This is a genomic window from Spirosoma sordidisoli, assembly GCF_004138325.1.
GTDB lineage: Bacteria > Bacteroidota > Bacteroidia > Cytophagales > Spirosomataceae > Spirosoma > Spirosoma sordidisoli.
The window spans coordinates 281,711-304,024 of record NZ_SBLB01000003.1; the positions used below are offsets into that span (position 1 = coordinate 281,711).

A 22,314-nucleotide genomic window follows, 5' to 3' on the forward strand; every position below is an offset into this window, starting at 1 on the left:
ATCACTAAAACGCGGCTGTCAGGTCCCAGGGGTGGGTGGGGTCGAAATGGAGCTGTCCGTGCTCGATCCGGAGCGGGCTGTCTACGTTGTTATGGTACAGCTGGCCGGTACCGAGGCCGTGGGGCAGGCCGTTTTTGAACTGCGCTGTGTATTGCGCAATGGCATTGAGGCCGATATTCGATTCCAGGGCCGAGGTGATCCACCAGCCTACGTTGAGCCGTCCCGCCAGCTCAATCCACTCGTCGCAGTGACGGAGGCCGCCCAGCAAGGTCGGTTTCAGGATAATGTACTGGGGCTGAATTTTTTTCAGCAGTCTGAATTTATGCACGTATTCCATCTGCCCGATCAGTTCTTCGTCGAGGGCAATGGGAACGGGCGTGTGGCGGCACAGCTCGGCCATCTGCTCCGCCTGTCCGGCTCCGATGGGTTGTTCAATGGAATGCAGCTGGTACTGGGCCAGTCGTTCCAGTTTCTGCATGGCCTCTTCGGCCCGGAAAGCGCCGTTGGCATCCACGCGCAGGCTGATCTGGTCGGGGCTGAACCGGTCCCGGATCATGGCCAGCAGATCACATTCCTGCTCGAAGTCGATAGCCCCAATCTTCAGTTTGAGGGTTGTAAAGCCGGTTCGCAGTTTGTCTTCGATCTGCTCCTTCATGAACGCCTGGTTCCCCATCCAGATCAGCCCGTTGATGGGAATGTCGCGGTGGCCCTGGGTAAATTCAGACTCGAACAGAAGCCGCCGTCCGCCCGCCAGAAAGTCGAGCATGGCCGTTTCAAAGCCAAACAGGATGCTGGGAAAGCGGGGGCTGATGACCTGGTTGAGAACGATAGGGACATTCCAGTTGAAAAGCTGCAGGTCAAGGTCGTTGAACTCCTGGCAGTACTGCTGCAGATGGGCCTCGAAATCAGGCCGGTCATCATAGCTCAAGCCCTTTAGTGGCCCGCATTCCCCGTAACCGACTACCGAGCTGTCTGTATCGTCGAGAAGCCGGATGAGGTAGGAGGTTTTTTCGGTCAGGCTGCCACGCGACGTACCCGCTTCGAAGCGAAAATGCAACGTATATTTCAGGTAGTCGGCTCTCAAACTCATTGTATCAGGATAGTCAGGGCGGGTGTTATCAGTCCTAAAAGTACTACTTTTGACTGCTCCAAAAAGGCAATATTACGAAATTATTAGTGAAGCCTACAGCCATAAATCGGTTACTGCTGCCACTCAGTGGTCTTTACGGTTTAGTGACCGACTTGCGTAATTGGTTATTTAACAACCAGTTAAAGGAAGTCTATAGGGCTTCTATCCGTACGGTAAGTGTCGGGAATTTGACCGTTGGCGGAACGGGTAAAACCCCAATGGTCGAGTTTTTGATTAAATGGTATCTAAACAAAGGCGGTGCAGATGCGTATCAGGCGGTTACATTGAGCCGGGGGTATGGCCGCAAAACAAGCGGATTTCGGGTGGCCGGTCCTGACGATACAGCCACTACGCTGGGCGACGAACCGCTGCAGGTGTACCGGAAGTTTGGCCGGCAGGTTCGCGTATGCGTGGGTGAACGCCGGGCCGATGCCATCCAGACGATCGAGCGGATCTACCCAAACACCCGGCTCATTATACTCGACGATGCTTTTCAGCACCGGGCCGTTCAGCCGGATGTGAACCTGCTCCTCACCGATTATGCCCGCCTGTTCGTGGCCGATCATCCCTTTCCGGCGGGGCGGTTGCGGGAACGGCGGCAGGGCGCCCGTCGGGCCGATGCGGTCATCGTCACCAAATGTCCGGTGGCTCTGCCAGCCACCGAGCAGCACCGCATAGCCGGTCTGATCCGTCAGTATGCGCGGCCAGACGTGCCGGTCTTTTTCGCCGGTCTGGCCTACCAACGGCCTGTTCCCTTCTCCGGGTCGACGAGCCCGGCGCTGACCGGGCCCGTGGTGCTGGTGTCAGGCCTGGCCAACGCCGACCCGCTGGACGAGTACGTACGAACTGAGTATACCCTGCTGAGCCACCGCCGGTACGCGGACCACTATGCCTATACGCGGGCTGACCTGGAGCGGGTGATGGCTGAGTTGCCCGCTGGTGCATCGGTGCTGACGACGGAAAAAGACTGGGTCAAGCTGGATGCGCTACTGACCCCCGCCGAACGGGCCCAGTGGCCCCTATACTATCTGCCCGTCGGTACGCAGCTGCTCGACGGGAGCGACCGGCAGTTCGATCAGTTTTTAAACGAGCAAATCCTTAAAAATCCATAACGAATGCCAGCTGACCTGAAGGCTCTGCACTTTTGGCGTATTTTTGAGCGAATGAATCAACGTGTTTTTCTTATATGCCTCGCTTTGTCGGTGTCGGTGCTGAGCCGGGCGCAGCAGTTTCCGGGTGGCGGGCAACTCCCCGGCAGTTTTGGCGGCTTCGGCGGACAAACCGGACGCCCCGGCTCGTTCACCTCCGGGTCCGGGTCCTCGGCCAGCGGGATCGATGACTCGACCAAGGTTATTTACGGACCCAAGTCGACCCGGTACAGGCTGGAAGACGACATCCTGAACAACCGGAAAAAACTCTATACCGTCGACACGACCATGGATGACGTACACCGGTTTCTGTACGTTCAGCGCAACCAGAATCTATACCAGGACCTGGGTAATCTGGGTACGCCCATGCGGCCGGTCTTTGTGACCCTACCGGCGCAGCTGGGTGCGCAGACAGGCTATTCGGTCTTTGCGCCCTACGCTTACCAGACGATGGCCGTCAAATATTTCAACACCAAATCGCCATTCTCGGATATGTACCTGGCGCTGGGTGGGCGTAACCAGAATATCCTGCGGTTTGATTTTACCCAGAACATCAACCCCCGGCTCAACGCCGGTTTTGCGGTACAGCGGTTCACATCGCAGAAACAGTTTGGGGGGATACTCAACTCGAGTAACTCGTCGGATCGGCTACTGGCTCAGAACTGGGGGTTTCTGGGCCATACCAACTATACCTCCTCAAACGATAAATACACGCTGCTGCTGCATTTCATCAACATGAACCATGAACTGGCCGAGCAGGGCGGGGTGTTGCCGGGCGAAACGCTCACCAGCGATGGCAGTACCGTAGTCAATTTGATCAATTACGACGGCGATCCCCGATTGACGTCGGTATTCGGGCGTGAGATTCGTAATGACTGGCACATCTATCAGCAGTTTGTACTGGACCAGGGGGTTCAGTTGTATCACCGGCTCGATTACCGGCGGCAGAAAAACTACTTCCAGGACGATGCCGTCCTGCAGAACCAGACCCCGGTCGAAACCCCCATCGGGACCCTGCCCGGTTTTTACCCGACCGGACTGAACAACCCCAACCTGGTGAACCTGGGCGATACGACCCGGATCGAGCAGGACGCGCGGTTCCGGCAGCTGGAGAATCAGGTGGGGCTCAAAGGCGTTTACCAGCTGGGCGAGTCGTCATTTAACTACCGGGCCTACCTGCGTAGCCGTATTTATGGCCAGTATACCCGGTATAATACCGCCGAGACGGCCTACAACGAATACGAAACCCGCCGGGTCGAAACCTTCCTGGGTGGCTGGCTGGGCTATTATTTCCCCGATAGTTTATCCCGGCTAACGGCAGAAGCCGAGTACCAGGTCGGGGGCGGCTTCCGGCTTCAGGGGCAATTTGAGAGTCGATTGCTGACGGGTGGGTACACGGCCATGCTCGTTCAGCCAACCCTGTTGCAGGAGCGGTTTCAAAGTCCGGTTTATTTCTGGCGGAATAATTTCCGGCTCCGGGGCTACAACCACGCTTACGGACAGCTGAATCTGCAGTACAAAAAGCTCCGTCTGCAACCGGGCCTCGATTATATGCTGCTGAGTAACTACATCTACTTCGATACCGAGGGGATAGCCCGGCAGGCCAGCGGGTCGTTTAGTGTGTTACGGACGGGGCTGGGCTACTCGCTGCAGGTCGGTAAGTTCCTGACTTCAGGGCAGGCCTATTATACGGTACAATCCCGATCCGATATTCTGCGGACACCCCCGGTATTCCTGAACGCGCGGCTTCAGTACGAATTTCTGTACGCCAAAGTGCTCTACATCCAGACGGGCATCGACCTGCATTACAAGTCGGCTTATTTCGCCGATGCGTACATGCCGGTTACCCAGCAGTTTTATCTACAGAACCGCCAGCGGGTAGAAGGGTACCTGCTGGCCGACGTCTATGCCAATCTGCGGGTAAACCGAACCCGCCTGTTCATCAAGCTGACCCATGCCAACCAGGGGTTGCTGCAGGGAGATGGGTATTTTGTGGCCCCCGATTTTTTGCAGATGCGCCGGGGCTTTGCATTCGGTGTCGACTGGTACCTGTTCGACTAGCCATGACCGTTTAGTCAGCCTGGCGCAGGGTGGCCCGGTAGGCCTCGAACTGCTGCTGGTTTACCAGCTTATCGGTTGAGATTTCCAGTAGCTTAGCCTGCGTGCCCGGCTGAAGGAAGTCGGGCAGGAGCGAGGTGAGTTCGGTAGCCGTCCGGCAGATTTGGTAGGTCACCCCCGCATCTTCGGCGGTGCGACGGGCGGTGTAGCCATGGGGGGTCTCAAAATAAGGTTCCAGTTCGGGTTGCTGACCGGGGCCATCGATGATCCGGAAAATATGCCCGGCGTCGTTGTTGAGGAGGAATATGCGTAAGTTGGGCGGTACGGGGGCTGACCATAATCCGTTCCGGTCGTAGAAAAAAGCGACGTCGCCAATCAGCAGGGTAACCAGTTTGTCCGTAGCCAGGGCTGCCCCCACGGCCGTGCTGAGGCAACCATCGATACCGCTTACGCCCCGGTTGGCCCAGACGTCTATCTGTTGCTGCTCGCTAAGGCCGCACAGGTTGGCGTACCGGACGGGCATGCTATTCGCCAGGTGCAGGACAGATCCCTCGGGCAGATTCGCCAGCACGTGTTGGGTGGCCTGCCAGTCGGTTAGCCTGTCCTCTGGCTGACGAAGGGAACGGAAAACCAGCTGAGCCGCCCGCCGATCGGCCGCCTGCCAGGTCTGTAAGAACATTGTTGACCCATCATCATCGTCGCCCTGCAGAAACCGCTGGTAATCGAGATCACTGAACAGCTTTTCGAAGAACGCGAGGGGGGAAGCCTGCACGCGCGTGGTCAAACTCTGGAACGAGTCGTTGATCCGATCGAGCACCGGGTCGATATGCCAGTGATGCCGGGCGGGGTAACGCCGAAAGAATGTCTTCATGTTTCGGGTCAGAAACGAGTTGCCGATCGTAATCAGCAGGTCGGGTTGCAGGGTTTCCGCTACCGACTCGTTCAGATTCGCCAGAAGTGTATCCGTATGGGTAATGAACAGGCCATTATCGGCCAGGTTACTGATAATCTCGCCCACGACCGGCACGCCGAACTCTTCGCTGATCTTCGCCAGCATATGCCGAAGGGCCGGATTGGGTGGCAGCTGGCCAACCGCTATCAGAATCCGGTCATGACGATCCCATTCCTGCAGTAACCGGTGCCAGCTGTCGGTGGGCAGTCCTGGTTCTGCCCGAAGGGTATCGATGGTCCGAACGGGGCCAGCGGTAAATGACTCCCCGGCGGTGGGGTAGAACGGTTCGCGCAGCGGGACGTTGATATGGACCGGTCCGGCCGGCGAAAATTGGGCGAGGTCAATGGCTTCGTTGACCGACCGCTCAATGAACCAGCGGCTGTCGGCATGGGTGTAGTCGGCGGGCAGATCATAACTCCGCTTGACGTGATGTCCGAAGAGGCCGGGTTGGTGGATCGTTTGTCCATCCTGCTGGTGAAGCCATTCGTGGGGGCGGTCGGCGGTGAGCAGCAGGAGGGGTATTTGTTGGAAAAATGCTTCCACAACCGCCGGAGCCAGATTATACACCGCGCTCCCCGACGTACAGATTACCGCCACTGGTCGGCCCGTTTGCTGCGCTATGCCCAGTGCCACAAACCCCGCGGCCCGTTCATCGGCCATGACCCGTACCCGAAGGGCCGGGTGTCGAACAACGGCCAGCGTCAGGGGAGCCGATCGGGAACCCGGCGATACCAGGACGTCGGTGATGCCTTTCTGGTGGAGGAGTTCCGCCATGTTAACGATGGGCTGGAGAATGGGCATGGCTAAAAACAGACAGAGAAATGGGAAAAAAGGGCCCGGAAGCCGGTATGCAAACATACTGTCTAAACCAATGAGCCCGGGCAGTTGTCCCGGCAGTATCGCTGAATTTCCGTTACTTTGCCAATAAAAGCGGAAAAAGACCCCGGTCCTTTTTTGATAAATAAACGAAGCCGGTCGAATCCGCGTTATTCTACCGTATTTTAGTCTGTGCCGTATGAGCCGCCTTACCTACGATAACGAAAATGAAATCCGGCTGAAGTCGTTCGCCGGTGCCCTGGTCATCAACGTGCTGTTGCTGGTGATCCTGTTTCTCGTGAGCCTGTCTCAGACGGTGCCTAACCCGCCACCCATCCAGTTTGTGGAGGTGAACTTCGGAACCGATGCCCGCGGGAGTGGAAAGATACAGACCTACAATAAACCCTCTGACTCGCCGAATCCGGTAGACGTAAAACCATCCGAAAATCGACCGAACCCCAAAGTCAACACCACCCCCCGGGTTGAGCGTACGCGGGTTACCCCAAGTCCGAAAATAGAGGATGTCAAACCGGCCAAAGTAGCTACCGAAAAACCCATCATCGCCAGCAAGGCAGAAAGCCCCGTAACAACCCCCGAGCGTCCGGAACCGAAGCGGGCCGAAGCGCCCCGGCCCACCGCTCCGGTAGAACGGCCGGCCCCGCCCGCGCCCGCCCGCAAGGTAGAGACCGTCAATAACGATGCTTTATTCAAAAAATCATCGGGGGGCGGTGGATCTAACGGCACTGTGGGGAAAGCATCCGGCACCGGCGGGAACAGTAACGGAGACGACGCGAGTGGAGTCGGTGACAAGGGAAATCCCAACGGTAAAATCGACGCCAAAGAATTTTATGGTACCCCCGGTGGAGCCTCGTCCGGTGTCGCTTTCGATGTATCCGGCTGGTCACTGGCTTCGCGCCCCAGCGTGAACGACGATTCTGATGAAACCGGTAAAATTATTTTCCAGATTAAAGTCGATAGCGGAGGGGAGATCATCAACGTGCGTACGCTACAGACCACGGTGAGTCCGTCGGTGGTTGATGTGTATCGGAAAGCGGTACAACGGCTCAGACTCCGGCCAAAAGGTGGCGCCACCCCCCCAACAGCCACCGGTACCATTACCTTTATTATTACCTCCAAGTAAATGCAGTATTCGGAAGCACTCGACTACCTCTACAGTCGGCTCCCTGTTTATCACCGGATCGGTCCCAAAGCGATTAAACCCGGTCTTACCAATACCCTGCGGCTTTGCGCGGCTCTGGGCGATCCACAGCATAAATTCAAAAGTATCCACGTGGGCGGTACCAATGGCAAGGGGAGCACTGCCCATATGCTGGCGGCCGTGTATCAGGCAGCCGGCTACCGGGTGGGTTTGTATACGTCGCCCCATCTTCGCTCATTCACCGAACGGATTCGGATTAACGGTCAGCCCATCGACGAAGAGGATGTGGCGGATTTCGTCACCAGTCAACAAGCCCTGATTGAATCGATCGAACCGTCTTTTTTCGAGGTTACGGTGGCCCTGGCCTTTCTGTATTTTGCGTTTCAGGAGGTTGATGTGGCGGTGATCGAAGTGGGGCTGGGTGGTCGGCTTGATTCTACTAACGTTATTACCCCGGCCGCATCGGTGATTACCAACATCGGGTTCGACCATATGGACATCCTGGGGGATACCCTGCCTGCTATTGCTGCCGAAAAGGCCGGCATCATCAAGGCTGGCATTCCGGTGATCATCGGCGAGACCCATCCCGAAACCGAACCGGTCTTCAGGGCCAAAGCCACCCAGGAAGCTGCTCCCATTACCTTCGCGGATCAACAGGTCCGAGTTCAGGACCGGGGACTGCTTAGGGGGTTCCGTCAGGTATTGGTTAGCCAGGCTGGTGAATCAGACAGCCTGTTCGAACTGGGGCTGACAGGTGGCTACCAGCGTCACAACCTGGCAGCGGTTCTGGCAACGGTCGAAATGTTGCAACCCATCTGGCCCGTTAGTAAGGAAGCGCTTCAGCGGGGGGTACGGGAGGTTGTTACCCTGACCGGACTCAAGGGACGGTTTCAACTGCTTAGTGACGAGCCCCGTGTCTACGTCGATACGGCTCATAACAAACCGGGGCTGGAGGCATTGATGGAGACCGTTGCGTCCCTGTCTTTCGACACGTTGCGGATTGTGATGGGCGTGGTAGCCGATAAAGCCGCATCGTCTTTACTGCTAACCCTGCCCTCGTCGGCAGTCTATTATTTTTGTCAGGCATCATCTCCCCGTTCCCTGCCAGCTCTATTGCTTCAGGCTGAAGCGGCAGAGGTAGCCCGGTTTGGTGAGGTGTATTCAGATGTAAACGTTGCGCTGGATGCTGCCCGGCAGGATGCTCAGGGCAATGATGTCATTCTTATCACAGGCAGCAATTATGTCGTTGCTGAATTAATCAATTTATAACCGTGACTCGTCGCAAGCAACATCGCTTTCTGCAAAACGCAGAAAGCCATAACGTCATTGAAGTTGGTAAACCGCTGTACAAAACGATCAAAGGCAACTGGCGCAGCCGCTATTTTAACAATAACAACCCGATTGTTCTGGAGTTGGCCTGTGGGAAAGGCGAGTATACCGTTGGCCTGGCACAGGCTTACCCGGCCATGAACTTTATTGGTGTCGATATTAAAGGCGATAGAATAGCGCGCGGTTCACAAGCGGCTCTGGAGCTGAATTTACAAAACGTGGCCTTTCTCCGCACGGATATAAACTTTCTGCTTGAGTTCTTTTCCGCGGGTGAGGTTAACGAGATCTGGATTACGTTCCCTGACCCGCAACCACGGCCTAAGCAGGAAAAGCATCGGTTAACCCATCCGCGGTTTCTGGACTTATACAAGTCTATTCTAGTCGATGAGGGAACGCTGCACCTTAAAACCGACAATCCCGAGCTATTTGCGTACAGCCTGGAAGTAATTGGTCAGAACGGATTTGCCGATTTACAATATACAACAGATCTCTACCAGTCAGCGCTGAACGCAATCCATATGAATATCAAAACAAAATATGAGCAGTTGTTTTTTGAAAAGGGATTTACAATTAACTATTTACAATGCAGGAGATCGTAATTTACATTTATGCTATCTACAATACTATTTACAAATAAAAACTCTGCATTGTTAAACAGTTTACAGTTTAACAATGCAGAGTTTAATGTTTACAATTGTTAGTCTAGAACAACTTTGCGATTAGATCCGCTACTCGGCTAGAGTACCCAAACTCATTGTCATACCAGCCTACTACCTTAGCTAGTGTGCCATTTACGGTCGTCAACTTTGAATCAAAAATACAGGAGTGAGGGTTGCCAATGATATCGATCGATACAATCTCATCGGTTGAGTACTCAAGGATTCCTTTTAGTGGGCCTTCCGAAGCAGCTTTCAGCGCATTGTTGATCTCCTCAACCGACGCTTCTTTTTTCAGGATGACCGTCAGGTCTGTCAATGAACCATCTGGCGTAGGTACCCGCATGGCATTGCCATCGAGTTTCCCTTTTAGCTGAGGTAGTACGAGACCAACCGCTTTGGCAGCACCAGTCGAGGTTGGCACGATTGACAGAGCGGCAGCCCGGGCCCGCCGTAGGTCCGAATGGGGAGCATCCTGCAGGTTCTGGTCTGCTGTGTAAGCGTGGATCGTGGTCATGTAACCTTTCTCAATTCCGAATACGTCGTCAAGTACCTTTGCCATCGGAGCCAGGCAGTTCGTCGTACACGAAGCGTTTGAAATAATGGTTTCGTCACCCGTAAGCGTATCGTCGTTTACGCCTAATACCACAGTTGGAATATTTCCTTTAGCAGGCGCTGAGATGATTACTTTTTTACAACCAGCCTGCAGGTGCATGCCCGCGCCAGCCTCATCAACAAAACGGCCGGTTGACTCCAGAACTACGTCAATTTCCAGTTGCTTCCAGGGAAGATTTTTAGGATCACGTTCGGCGTAGGCATTGATTCGTTTACCGTTTACGGTTATACTTTCGCTGTCTGACGATATGTCGCCCGAAAAACGGCCATGAACCGAGTCGTATTTCAGAAGATGAGCAAGTGTAGCATTATCTGTAAGGTCATTTATGGCCACTACTTCAATGTTATCTTTCTCGATCAACCGTCGGAAGGATAAACGACCGATTCTACCAAAGCCATTAATGGCAACGCGTATTTTTTCCATGAACTGATAGATGTTAGTTTTCGGGGTCAAATATACTGATTAAATAAAAAATCCCCGAGTTTGAATCAAGATAGAGTAGGAGAATACTAAACGCCACGAATTAGTAAAACACAATCTTAATTTTAGCAAAATACGATTATTAGTAAATAATTTAGCAAATGAGCGCTAATATACTAATAATTTGTAGCAAATAGGGGTGTACTTACTATAAATATTGGCAATATACTATAACAATACTAAAAATAACTAATTTTTATCATTTTGTTGCTAATTTACTAGCATTTTTTTAGTATTGTTACTAAGTTGTTTTTAAGCCGTGCTGTATAACAATAGGAGTGAAGTACATCATTTTATAAAATCACTTTTATTCGGTTGCACCACACTCTTGTAGAAAAAATACTCGTTGCTGCATTTGAATTGTCAGCAACGACCCAAACAACTATTAGAACTACTTTCTATAGAATAGTTAAACACAATTCATTTTATAGGACACCGCTACTATGATACTCGTATTTCCAGGCTAGTGATACTATTTCAATCGTTTCATTATGCTTATATTCTGCTGTGGCAGCTTACGCGTATTCAGTCGTACAACAGAACCAGTCTTATACGCGTAAACTGCCACAGCGACAGTAACATTTTATGTTAGGCTGAATAAGTCTATTACACTTCTGAACCAAGCGAGATCGTACAGTCATGTACTGGAGCTGACTACCCACTCTCATTTAAAAAAAACCGGCAACAACCTATGGCATCGACTTTGCACTGATAAGTTGTAGCCTCTATTCTCGTGTATGTTATTCCTCATCGCAACACAGATCGTTTTAAAAAATTAAAGGCATATATTTCAGATATAAGATTCTGATCATTACATTTGAAGAGAGAATAGAAGATAAAACTATAATATATATAGCTCACAGAACATTATTCGGCACCTAACTAATTAGTCGTGATATTCAACAAGTTATAATCTGTTTAGTGAACCTTTACTTTAAATTAATGAAGCAATTAGTCGAAGAAATCTGGGCTGATCGAACTTTACTGGCTCAACCAGAATCACTAGTAAGCATCCGTAGTGTAATTGCCCAATTAGATAGGGGAGAGCTCCGCGTAGCCGAACCATCTTCCACAGAAGAAGGGGCGTGGGTGGTCAACGAGTGGGTAAAAAAAGCCATACTACTCTATTTTGTCAGCCAGTCCATGAAACCCGAGGAAGTCGGAATTTTTTCGTTTCATGACAAGATTCCTCTAAAAACTGACTACAGCCAGCGTCAGGTTCGCGTAGTACCGCCGGCAGTTGCCCGTTACGGCTCTTACCAGGCTCCCGGCGTTATTCTTATGCCATCCTACGTTAATATTGGTGCATACGTAGATGAGCGGACCATGGTCGATACCTGGGCTACTGTCGGAAGCTGTGCTCAGATTGGCAAAGACGTTCATCTGAGTGGTGGAGTAGGAATCGGTGGTGTGCTCGAGCCACCGCAGGCAGCACCCGTCATCGTAGAAGATGGCGCTTTTATCGGCTCCCGCTGTATTGTTGTGGAAGGCGCTCACATTGGCAAACGAGCCGTTCTGGGGGCTGGCGTCACGATCACCGGCTCCTCTAAAATTATTGATGTCACAGGCAACGAGCCCGTTGAGTATACAGGTTTTGTCCCGGCTAACTCAGTAGTTATTCCAGGGAGCTTTGCTAAACGATTCCCAGCAGGGGAGTTTTACGTTCCCTGTGCCATGATTATCGGCCAGCGGAAGCCGTCTACTGACCTGAAGACATCCCTTAATGAAGCGCTCCGGGAAAATAATGTCAGTGTATAAATAATGGCGTGAAAGCTGAACGAGAGATTCGTGGTATCCATTTGTAATTCATTCAGTAAATTCACATATATCATTTACACTTTGGTCAATTTACGCAAAAATACACTATTGTAAATAGTGTATTTTTGCGTAAATTGACCAAAGTGTTTTACATTTATAAGTAATTTATTTATGTTTGTAACATATCAGCTTTCCTGTAACGATATGAACATAAATGACAAGATTAAACAGATTCTGATCGAGCGTAACTTCACCCCGTCTTATTTTGCTGACGAAATTGGTGTGCAGCGATCGAGTATATCCCATATTCTGTCGGGTCGGAATAGACCTAGTTTTGATATTATTCAGAAAATAATCCGTCGCTTTCCTGAGCTGGGCTATGAATGGATTATGGAGGAAGACAACCAACCTGCACCAACTCCAGCCCAGTCAACCTCAACATCCCGGTATTTAAATCCTCAGCCCGTCCCAGCTTCATCGGGCGACAACCGGTACGAATCCCGCCAAGGTAACTCAAGCCCGGTTTATTCGTCTCCAGCACGTCTGGCGTCAGTAGCACCGATCCGCACCCAGCGCCACGAAATTGCGGCTGCACCGCCTGACATTTCTGTCCCAGATCCGGTTGCAGATTCAGTCGATTCTACGGCCGGTGCTGTGGTGAAGAAAGTAGACCGAATTTTGATTTTTTACAGCGATGGATCATTTCAGGAATACACACCCGCTTAGATTAGTCCAGTGCTTCGGCTTGAAGTAACCCTTTATTTTAGACTCAAAAACGCCCTCTACTGCCTTTCAAGGGCAATTTTGACTAAAAAAAGCCTAAGTCTTTGTAAAGCAGTACATTAACGTTCCACGTGGATAACTTGTGGACAGGCTGTGGATTACGGCCTCCCAATTTGTTGTATAATTTATATTATGTTAAGTAATGATTTCTAAATAAGGGCTGGTCTATGGCCAGCCCTTACCTACTTCAGCTTATTTGCTTTCTACGCAAACGATCTTGCGCTCTTCATACTGTTTCAGGATATTCTCCAGGTTGGTCAGGTTTTCGACCAGATCCGCTTCTTCCTTCACGCTTTTAGCTTTCTGGAAATATGGAAGCGCCTGTTTGAATTTACCGCAAACACGGCCGTCAACTTCTTTACCACGTTTGTTATACTCAGCCATATCCATACCGTCAACAGCTTTCTTCATTTCAACCCCGTCGTTGAAATAAGCCACACCCAGGTTGAAGTTAGCGTCGTAGTTAGCCGGATCGATGGCGAGCGCTTTCATGTAGCTCTCTTTGGCCAGCGCCCGCTGATCGGCGTTTTTCTTAATCAGGTCGGCCAGCTTCGCTTCGTTGCCGGCGGTGCTTGAGCTTTTAGCAGCCTCTTCTTTAGCCTGGGTTTCCAGTTGCGCCAAAGCAGCTTTCGTATCAGCTTGACGCTTAGTTACGTCGGCCAGCTGACGCTTGGCATCGGCGTTCTTGGGCTCTTTCTTTACCTTAGCCGTAAGCCGGGTAATCTCGCCGTTGATCGCGTCAAGTGCGTCTTTCTGAGCCGCCAGTTTCTTGGTTATATCACCCCCTTTTTTGGTCTCTTCCGACAGTTTCCGGATTTCGGTCTGCATGCCGTTGGCTGCATTGTCGTACAGAATACCCAGGTTAGCGATGTTCTGCGCATTGTTTGGCTCCCGTTGTACCAGTTGCTTGTAGCCTTCAATAGCTTCGTCGATCCGGTTCGTCGCCAGCATGATGTTGATCCGCTCGTTTGACAGGTCCTTGTTGGTAGGTGCCATGGCAATACCTTTATCCAGGGTAGCCAGTGCTTTGTCAATCTCGTTATCGGCGCGGTACAGCATAGCCAGCGAGCCATAAATGGTAGCATCCTTACCGCCGGCGGTCATGTATTTTTCCAACTGCGTTTTGGCGGTAGCATTGTCTTTGATCTGCTGAGCAGCAATAGCCGTGTAGAGCGGAGCCAGCGTATCCGTTGGCGTGATTTCTCCGGCAATCAGCATCGACTTCATCGCTTCAGCATAATTCTTATTCTGAAACTTGGCTACCCCCTGCTGCATGAAAGCGCCATACATAGCCTGGCTCTTCATGGCCTCCTGAGCTTCCTTGGCCAACCGACCCGGACCACCTTTTTTGTCCTTATCGAGTTCAACTACCTTGGTGTAAGCTTCCTGAGCTTTGGTTGCCGCCATAGAATCTAACCGGATATACTGGCCAGCTATGCTCTGGTAAGTTTTGGCCCGGTCCATCCAGGTTGATGCTTTAGCCGAGGCCTTAGCATCCGTGATGTCTTTATCACTCTTTTCCTTATCCTTCTTCACGGCATCCATAGCAGCCTGATCGAGTACCGATGCAGCGCCCTGTCCTTGTTGCTGAGCCTGCACCCGCGTACCAAGAGCGAGAAAGCAAACCATCAGCACGAAATAGATTGATTTCATGTGTTAATTGGGATTGTTTTTGTTTCAGAAACGAAATTACGGAATCAATCCGTATAAGCATAGACGGGCAGGAATTGTTTGAGCCGCTGGTCCTGATTGATTACAACCAGCACCAGCGGCTCAAACAAACGTATACCGGGAAATTATACAATTATTCAGAGGCTTCCGCTACCTGTACGGCCGGTTCCTCCTCGCCATCTTCCTGTTTGATTTTGGTGACAGACGAAATGGCATCGCCGTCACGCAGGCTAATCAGCCGCACCCCCTGGGTGTTCCGCCCGATCACACTAATGTCAGACACTGGGGTACGAATAGCGATACCTGATTTGTTGATGATCATCAAATCGTCGTTATCTGCCACATCGAGGATCGCTACCAGCCGGCCTACTTTTTCAGTCACCTTCAGAGTACCTACTCCTTTGGCGCCCCGGTTGGTAATCCGATACTCATCGATTTCGGAGCGCTTTCCGTAGCCTTTTTCCGAAACCACCAGCAGCTGGGCCTCCGTAGAACCGATGCAAACCATACCGACCACGTGATCGGTCGTATCCTCATCGTCGAGCGAGATACCACGCACACCGGTAGCCGTACGGCCCATGGGCCGTACCCGGCTTTCGTGGAAACGAACCGCTTTGCCGGCACTTGACGCAATCACGATATCGTTATCGCCATTGGTCATACAGACGCCGATCAGTTGATCATCCTCATCGATGGTAATGGCAATAATACCGTTCTGGCGCGGCCGGGAATACGCTTCGAGCATGGTCTTTTTGATCGTGCCCTGCCGCGTACACATCACAATGTAGTTATTGTTGATGTAGTCCTCATTCTTCAGATCGGTCACGTTGATTACCGCGCGCACCTTATCGTCTGATTCGATATTGATAAAGTTGGCCAACGGCCGTCCTTTCGACGTACGCGATCCTTCGGGCAGTTCGTATACCGGTAACCAGTACAGTCTGCCTTTCTGGGTAAACGCCAGCAGGGTATTGTGCATCGTGGCCGTGAAGAGATGCTCGGTAAAGTCTTCTTCCTTGGTCACGGCGGCTTTGGCACCCACCCCACCCCGGCTCTGCGAGCGGTACTCGGTCGTTGGCGTCCGTTTGATGTACCCTTCGTGCGAAATGGTGATGACCATATCGTCATCGGCAATCAAAGACAGATCGCTGATGTTTCCGTCGCCCAGCGGGTTGATTTCAGTACGACGCGGATCCCCATAACGAGCCCGGATATCGAGCAGCTCTTCTTTGATGACCTGACGCTTGCGATCTTCGCTGGCCAGAATCTCTTTCAGACCGGCAATCTCCTGCATCAGTTCGTCGTACTCGGCCTGCAGCTTATCCCGCTCCAGACCGGTCAAACGCTGTAACCGCATTTCCAGAATAGCCTTCGCCTGCACATCGCTCAGCGAGAAACGCTCCATCAGACCCGTACGGGCAATTTCGGGATCACGCGAGGAACGGATCAGCTCAATCACGGCGTCGATGTTGTCGAGCGCAATCAGCAGGCCTTCCAGAATGTGAGCCCGTTTTTCGGCTTCACGCAGTTCGTACTGAGTCCGGCGGGTTACCACCTCGAAACGGTGTTCGACATAGTACCGCATCATGTCCTTCAGGTTCAGCAGCATAGGCCGTCCTTTTACGAGGGCTACGTTGTTGATGCTAAACGACGACTGAAGGGCCGTATGCTTATAGAGGTTGTTGAGTACTACGTTGGGAATAGCATCTTTCCGCAGGTCATAGACCACCCGAAGGCCATCCCGGTCCGACTCGTCACGGAAGGCGCTGATCCCTTCGATTTTTTTATCGTTGATCAACTCAGCGGTTTTCTCGAGCATAACCGCCTTATTGACCATGTAGGGTACATCGGAAACGATGATCTGGGTTTTGCCCCGATTCTCTTCAATCGTTGCATTGGCCCGCATCACTACGCGGCCCCGCCCGGTTTTATAGGCCGACTTCACCCCTTCCATGCCGTAAATGGTAGCTCCCGTCGGGAAGTCAGGGGCTTTCACGTGCTGCATCAGGTCTTCGATCGAAATATCCTGATCGTCCAGATACGCAATGATTCCGTCTACCACTTCGGTCAGGTTGTGCGGAGCCATGTTCGTGGCCATCCCGACAGCAATCCCCGACGAACCGTTCAACAGCAGGTTGGGGAGTTTGGCGGGCATAACGCTCGGTTCTTCCAGCGAGTCGTCAAAGTTGGGCTGAAAATCGACCGTTTCCTTGTATATGTCCGACAGGATCTCGTCGGCAATTCGCTTCAGCCGGGCCTCCGTATACCGCATGGCGGCCGGCGAATCGCCGTCGATGGAACCGAAGTTTCCCTGACCGTCGACGAGCGGATACCGCAGCGACCAGTCCTGGGCCATCCGGACCATGGTATCATAAACCGACGAGTCACCGTGCGGATGGTATTTACCAAGTACCTCTCCAACGATACGGGCCGATTTCTTGTGTGGCTTGTTGTAATTGACTCCCAGTTCCGCCATACCAAACAGAACCCGGCGATGCACCGGTTTCAGACCGTCACGAACGTCGGGCAGAGCACGCGAAATGATAACCGACATCGAATAGTCGATGTAGGCACCACGCATTTCGTCCTCAATGTTAATGGGAATGATGTTACTGGGTGATTCGAGGTCGGGATTTTCTTCCGCCATGTGTTCAGTATATTTCGCAGAAAATTACTATTCCGGCCCATACCCTGCGCATGAGCCGCTGTATAGACAAATATACAAATTTTTCGCATCAAAAGGAAACAATACCGGCAAAACGGCCAAAAACGACGGTAAAAGCCCCGTATGAACCCGATGCGAGACACCTGACCAACCCCTCGGCGGCCCCTCTCCTATTCCAGATCAAATACAATTCTATTTCAAGAAAAACACAGCGCTAAAAACTATATACGCAGCCGGTTCATTCGACTAAGACCATCTTGATGCGTAGCCGTTTGAAGACCAGCCAATTGGTGCCGAAAAAGATCAAATACATTGTTTTCTACGTTCCGCACCCGCCCGCAGATCCCCGGCCGATTCGCCCCGTTGCCACGCTTCGCAGGCCGCTTGCCGGTTACCACTCGCCTGCTCGGCCCGACCGAGGTAATAATACAGGTCATCAACCGATGCATCCAGTCGCTCGGCCTGCCGAAAAGACGCCAATGCTTTTACGCCTTCCTGCCGGTTCAGGTAGTAAATACCAGCGGTTCGGTGGGCCCAGGCATTATCGGGATCCAGCCGCAGCGATTCCTGCACGAGCGGCAGGGCCTCCTCACTCCGGTTCAGCATCAGCAACAGATAGGCTTTATTGTTCAGGTAATAGGGTTGGTTAGGCTGCACCAGCAGCGCCCGATCCACGTACGTCAGCGCATCGGTATAGTTCTCAGCCCTGGCCAGCAGCAGACTCAGGTTGTTCAGAGCGGCATCCTGCTTAGGGTTGAGCAGCAGCGCCTGACGAATATCCGATTCGGCCTGTTCATAGGCTTTCTGGCTGTACAGCAGGGCACCCCGATTGGTGAGGGCTTCCGCATTTTTTGGATCGAGTTGTACGGCCCGGTCGTAAGCAGCCTGGGCGGGAGCCGGTTTGTTGAGTCGAACGTAACTATCGGCGAGTCGGACCTGGTAAAACGAAGAGTCTTTGTATTCCCGCTCGATCCGTTGCAGATCAGCCAGGCTCCCGGCGGCATCACCGGTTTCGAGCCGCACCTCAGCCCGGTTCAGGTAGGTAGCGCCGAAGTCAGGGTCGGTATCAATGGCGCGGTTGTAATCGGCCAGGGCCCCTTCCCGATCGCCGTTCCGATATTTCGCCAGGCCTCTATTGTTGTACGCATCGGCAAAATCGGGCTTTTTGTCGAGCGCTTCTGTATAATAGCGTATGGCTTCCCGGTATTCGCGCTTCTGGAGTTGCAGGTTTCCACGCAGAAAAAACTGAGCCGCTTCGTCGGCGTTACTGTCCGAGCAGCCCGAACCGACAGCTAGTACGAGCAGCAACAGGAACAGTGTATATCGTGCATATTGCAGCCGGGCCGGGCGTCCTGTCTGTTCTTTTGCCGTCTGCCCCTCTTGAATTGATGAATCGGTTGGTAAACTGATTTGCGTCGTCATTGGTTGATGTTACGTAAACAGTACGCTTATTAGCCCTCAACATGCGTTTCGTTCAGGACATTCCCCACCCGCAGTTTCGAATAGGCCTCTACGCCTGGAATGGCAAATATATCCTCAAAATAGAGGCAGGACCTTATGAACAAACATACAAGGTAAGCGAAATGGACGTTGCCGACAGTGCCGATGTGCTTCAGATGCTGGATACGGACTTTCTGAATCGGGTGACTCAACGTTTTGCCGACATGGACACCGACTGGCAGGCTACCGGCGAACGGAATGAGGTGTTTTAACCTGACGATCAGCCACTCGGCCCGGGTCGATTGCCCCGCCCTCTCTGTGAGCGGACACAGGTAGTCTTCTCATATCTACCTGTACAGCTACGCGACGGTATCACGACACTGATAACCTGTTTTTATAGACCATAACCAATAGTTGGGCGAATTCTGAACCATACCCTTCCCTATTTTATTTAGTATTGTAGGTCCCATTCACCCGACACACGCCGATGATCACCGGCGTTTCGTTTTACTTAAATAGTCTTTTAATTCTATAGACAATATACCTTATGTCTATTCAGCTCACCGACAACGTTAGTTCTGCCGCCCGGCGCGACATACTCGATCTGGACCGGAGAATCCGTTCGTTCCAATCGGGGGATATTGCCGACGAAGCCTTCCGGAAGTTTCGACTGACGCGGGGCGTATACGGTCAGCGTCAGCCCGGCGTGCAGATGATCCGGATCAAACTGCCCCATGGCCGCATTACCGCTAATCAGCTGGTTCGGATCGCTGATCTGTCGGATCAGTATGCGACCGGTAATCTGCACGCTACAACCCGTCAGGATATCCAGCTCCACTTCGTCAAACTGGCCGACTCGCCCCAGCTGTGGGCCGACCTCGAAGACGCTAGTATTACCCTGAAAGAAGCCTGTGGCAATACGGTACGCAACGTGACCGGGTCGGCCCGCGCCGGCATCGACCCCGACGAGCCGTTCGACATAACTCCCTACGCCTACGCTATTTTCGACTACTTTCTGCGGAATCCGATCTGTCAGGATATGGGTCGTAAGTTTAAGATATCCCTGTCGTCGAGTGAAAAGGATTCGGCTTACGGCTACATGCATGATGTGGGACTCATTCCCCGCCTTCAGGACGGCAAACGAGGGTTTAAAGTGATGCTGGGCGGTGGCCTGGGGGCTCAGCCCTTTCCGGCTCAGACCGCCTATGAGTTCCTGGAAGAGGACCGGACCATTCCCTTCATCGAAGGGGTTATCCGGGTATTCGACCGGTATGGAGAGCGTGTCAAACGCCACAAAGCCCGTATGAAGTACCTCCTCAACGACATTGGCCTGGACGAGCTGCTTCGGCGGGTGGATGAAGAAACACCAGCCCTCCGCAACAAGGTCTACACCATTGATGCCACTGAGCAGTCACCCGTACTACCCGAGGACCTCCCCGCTCCTGATTTGTCGGCACACGAAGCGATACTTGCTTCTAATCCGGCCTATGCCACCTGGTTCAAGACCAACGTCTTTGAACAGAAGCAGGCTGGCTGGTATGCCGTACAGCTCCGGGTACTGCTGGGGGATATGAATTCAGACACGGCCCGTGCGCTGGCCAGTGTGGTCAGGCAGTATGCAGCCGATGACATTCGGGTTACTGTAAACCAGGGGTATCTGCTTCGGTATATCCGCCCCACCGACCTGCCCGCGGTGTTCACGGCCCTTAGCACGCTGGGACTGGCCACGCCCGGTTTTGACACCACGGCCGATATTACGACCTGCCCCGGCACCGACACCTGTAACCTGGCCATCTCGAGCAGCTACGGCATTACCCGCGCTCTGGAGCAGATGATGCACGACGAATTCCCGGATCTGGTCTTCAATGACGATATCAAGATCAAGATTTCGGGCTGTATGAACGGCTGTGGACAGCACTCGGTCGCCAATATCGGGTACCACGGCTCATCGCTGAAAAATGGAGCGTACGTGTTGCCAGCCCTGCAGGTATTGCTGGGTGGTGGCTTCAACGGCAAGGGCGAAGGACTGATTGGGGATAAAGTCATCAAGATTCCTTCCAAACGCGGACCTGACTCCCTCCGGCTGCTTCTGCGCGACTATGAAGCCAATGGTTTCGACGGCGAGTACTATAGCGATTATTACGCGCGTCAGGGTAAAAACTATTTTTATCAGTTGCTCAAGCCCCTGGCCGATCTGAAAACCCTGGTCGATACCGATTACATTGACTGGGACCATACGGAACAGTACGTTACCGAAGTTGGCGTAGGCGAGTGTGCCAGTGTGCTTATTGACCTGGTTGCTACCACGCTGACCGAAGCCGCTGAAAAAATGGAATGGGCTCGGGAAGCGTACCACGACAGCCGATGGGCCGACGCCGTATATCATGCTTATAACGTGTTCATCACCGGTGCCAAAGCAGCCTTGATGAGCCGGGATATCCCCACGAATACCCAGCACGGTATTGTCAGCGACTTCGACAAAACGTTTGCGGGTGAACCTGGCTTTCACCCAGCCGAAGGCGATTTCAAAAGTCGGGTGTTCAGCATTAACAAGCAGGAGCCTTCCGAGGCCTTTGCCACCCAGTTTATGACGGATGCCGACATCTTCCTGAAGGCGGTACAAGCCTACCGCGACGTCCAGATTGAGCGGGAAGGAATGCCCGAACTTCAGGAACTGGTTCAGGCTAAAGACAGCTAAATCAACGTGCGCGCGAAGAAGCAGGGGGATGAGCCCGCTTCATCAGTCGATTCTTTACACGACTTGTCCCTTATTGATATGAAACTTACCCTGGTTGGCGCGGGTCCCGGCGATCCCGATCTGATTACCCTGAAAGCCATCAAGGCCCTACAGGCGGCCGACGTAGTCATGTACGATGCGCTGGTTGCTCCGGAGTTGCTCGACTACTGCAAACCGGCTGCCCTCAAGGTATACGTAGGCAAGCGGAAAGGGGCCTACAGTTGTATGCAGGAAGACATCAATCCGCTGATCGTTCATTATGCCCGCCAGTATGGGCATGTTGTCCGACTGAAAGGCGGAGATCCATTCGTGTTTGGGCGGGGTTATGAAGAAGCCGATTACGCCAGCCAGCACGGGCTTGACGTCGCCATCGTGCCCGGCATTTCGAGTAGTTATTCAGTTCCAGCCTCGGCCGGGGTACCGCTGACGAACCGGGGCGTATCGGAAAGCTTCTGGGTTGTTACCGGCACTACAAAAGATGGCCAGCTTTCCCGCGATATGCAGCTGGCGGCCCAGTCGTCGGCTACCGTAATCGTACTGATGGGTATGCACCAGCTTGCCAAAATAGTAGCGCTGTACGAGTCAATCGGCAAAGCGGAACTACCGGTCGTCATCATCCAGAATGGCACGACCCCTGATGAACGGATGGTAGCGGGTCGGGTATCGACCATTCAGGAGCAGGTACAAACGGAAGGAATCGGCAATCCGGCCGTCATTGTACTGGGCGAGGTAGCAGGTTTGCCAGTAGCCGGCTGGCACAAACAGGTTCATGAGCTGGCGCTGCCTACTCAGGCGTAACCGCCATAAATACAAGTAAAAAGCCGTATGGTTTCGAAACCATACGGCTTTTTTTTACCGTTGACACAGTAGGTTAACCGTTGGTATACTTCTTCAGTTTTTACACTAGTAGAATTATA

At 52.7% G+C, this 22,314-nt stretch carries 16 protein-coding genes; 10 read left to right on the top strand and 6 right to left on the bottom strand.

What is annotated here, in order from left to right; translation table 11 throughout:
* Nucleotides 1-4: 4 nt before the first annotated feature.
* The gene (locus EQG79_RS12960; RefSeq protein WP_129601724.1) at nt 5-1,090 is read right to left on the bottom strand and encodes an o-succinylbenzoate synthase; all 1,086 of its coding nucleotides are present in this window, start codon (nt 1,088-1,090) and stop codon (nt 5-7) included.
* Between the two features lie 86 nt (nt 1,091-1,176).
* Here EQG79_RS12960 and lpxK point away from each other — a divergent pair, with 86 nt between their 5' ends.
* Nucleotides 1,177-2,241, top strand: coding sequence for a tetraacyldisaccharide 4'-kinase (gene lpxK / locus EQG79_RS12965; RefSeq protein WP_262708617.1), 1,065 nt, complete (start codon nt 1,177-1,179; stop codon nt 2,239-2,241).
* Nucleotides 2,242-2,292: 51 nt separating this feature from the next.
* Nucleotides 2,293-4,338, top strand: coding sequence for a putative porin (locus EQG79_RS12970; protein ID WP_077923613.1), 2,046 nt, complete (start codon nt 2,293-2,295; stop codon nt 4,336-4,338).
* Between the two features lie 10 nt (nt 4,339-4,348).
* On the opposite strand, the gene menD is transcribed toward EQG79_RS12970, so the two are convergent.
* Nucleotides 4,349-6,088 (bottom strand): 2-succinyl-5-enolpyruvyl-6-hydroxy-3-cyclohexene-1-carboxylic-acid synthase, encoded by a 1,740-nt coding sequence (gene menD / locus EQG79_RS12975; protein ID WP_129601726.1) that lies wholly within the window; start codon nt 6,086-6,088, stop codon nt 4,349-4,351.
* A gap of 214 nt (nt 6,089-6,302) precedes the next feature.
* Between menD and EQG79_RS12980 the strand changes: the two genes are divergently transcribed.
* The 3 genes from EQG79_RS12980 to trmB are packed head-to-tail and all read left to right on the top strand — an operon-like array spanning nt 6,303 to nt 9,190.
* Nucleotides 6,303-7,244, top strand: coding sequence for a hypothetical protein (locus EQG79_RS12980; protein ID WP_129601727.1), 942 nt, complete (start codon nt 6,303-6,305; stop codon nt 7,242-7,244).
* Nucleotides 7,245-8,531, top strand: coding sequence for a bifunctional folylpolyglutamate synthase/dihydrofolate synthase (locus EQG79_RS12985; protein ID WP_129601728.1), 1,287 nt, complete (start codon nt 7,245-7,247; stop codon nt 8,529-8,531).
* A gap of 2 nt (nt 8,532-8,533) precedes the next feature.
* Nucleotides 8,534-9,190, top strand: coding sequence for a tRNA (guanosine(46)-N7)-methyltransferase TrmB (trmB, locus tag EQG79_RS12990; protein ID WP_129601729.1), 657 nt, complete (start codon nt 8,534-8,536; stop codon nt 9,188-9,190).
* Between the two features lie 103 nt (nt 9,191-9,293).
* On the opposite strand, the gene gap is transcribed toward trmB, so the two are convergent.
* Nucleotides 9,294-10,286 carry a type I glyceraldehyde-3-phosphate dehydrogenase gene (gap, locus tag EQG79_RS12995; protein WP_077923611.1) on the bottom strand — a complete coding sequence of 331 codons (993 nt, stop codon included), beginning with the start codon at nt 10,284-10,286 and terminating at the stop codon, nt 9,294-9,296.
* A 999-nt stretch (nt 10,287-11,285) separates the two neighbouring features.
* Between gap and EQG79_RS13000 the strand changes: the two genes are divergently transcribed.
* Both EQG79_RS13000 and EQG79_RS13005 read left to right on the top strand, forming a co-directional pair.
* Complete coding sequence (locus tag EQG79_RS13000) at nt 11,286-12,101, top strand: 2,3,4,5-tetrahydropyridine-2,6-dicarboxylate N-succinyltransferase (RefSeq protein ID WP_099077044.1); 816 nt, start codon at nt 11,286-11,288, stop codon at nt 12,099-12,101.
* 204 nt (nt 12,102-12,305) lie between these two features.
* The gene (locus tag EQG79_RS13005; protein WP_099077045.1) at nt 12,306-12,827 is read left to right on the top strand and encodes a helix-turn-helix transcriptional regulator; all 522 of its coding nucleotides are present in this window, start codon (nt 12,306-12,308) and stop codon (nt 12,825-12,827) included.
* 249 nt (nt 12,828-13,076) lie between these two features.
* On the opposite strand, the gene EQG79_RS13010 is transcribed toward EQG79_RS13005, so the two are convergent.
* From EQG79_RS13010 to EQG79_RS13020, 3 genes are all read right to left on the bottom strand, one after another.
* Nucleotides 13,077-14,537 carry a tetratricopeptide repeat protein gene (locus EQG79_RS13010; protein WP_077923581.1) on the bottom strand — a complete coding sequence of 487 codons (1,461 nt, stop codon included), beginning with the start codon at nt 14,535-14,537 and terminating at the stop codon, nt 13,077-13,079.
* A 151-nt stretch (nt 14,538-14,688) separates the two neighbouring features.
* Complete coding sequence (gyrA, locus tag EQG79_RS13015; protein WP_077923580.1) at nt 14,689-17,202, bottom strand: DNA gyrase subunit A; 2,514 nt, start codon at nt 17,200-17,202, stop codon at nt 14,689-14,691.
* A 321-nt stretch (nt 17,203-17,523) separates the two neighbouring features.
* Nucleotides 17,524-18,642 carry a tetratricopeptide repeat protein gene (locus EQG79_RS13020; protein ID WP_129601730.1) on the bottom strand — a complete coding sequence of 373 codons (1,119 nt, stop codon included), beginning with the start codon at nt 18,640-18,642 and terminating at the stop codon, nt 17,524-17,526.
* A 41-nt stretch (nt 18,643-18,683) separates the two neighbouring features.
* On the opposite strand from EQG79_RS13020, the gene EQG79_RS13025 reads away from it, so the two are divergent.
* From EQG79_RS13025 to cobA, 3 genes are all read left to right on the top strand, one after another.
* Nucleotides 18,684-18,932 (top strand): hypothetical protein, encoded by a 249-nt coding sequence (locus EQG79_RS13025; protein ID WP_077923578.1) that lies wholly within the window; start codon nt 18,684-18,686, stop codon nt 18,930-18,932.
* Nucleotides 18,933-19,207: 275 nt separating this feature from the next.
* Nucleotides 19,208-21,358: a nitrite/sulfite reductase gene (locus tag EQG79_RS13030; protein ID WP_077923577.1), complete on the top strand. Its 2,151-nt coding sequence runs from the start codon at nt 19,208-19,210 to the stop codon at nt 21,356-21,358.
* Between the two features lie 78 nt (nt 21,359-21,436).
* Complete coding sequence (gene cobA, locus EQG79_RS13035) at nt 21,437-22,195, top strand: uroporphyrinogen-III C-methyltransferase (protein WP_077923576.1); 759 nt, start codon at nt 21,437-21,439, stop codon at nt 22,193-22,195.
* Nucleotides 22,196-22,314: the final 119 nt, after the last annotated feature.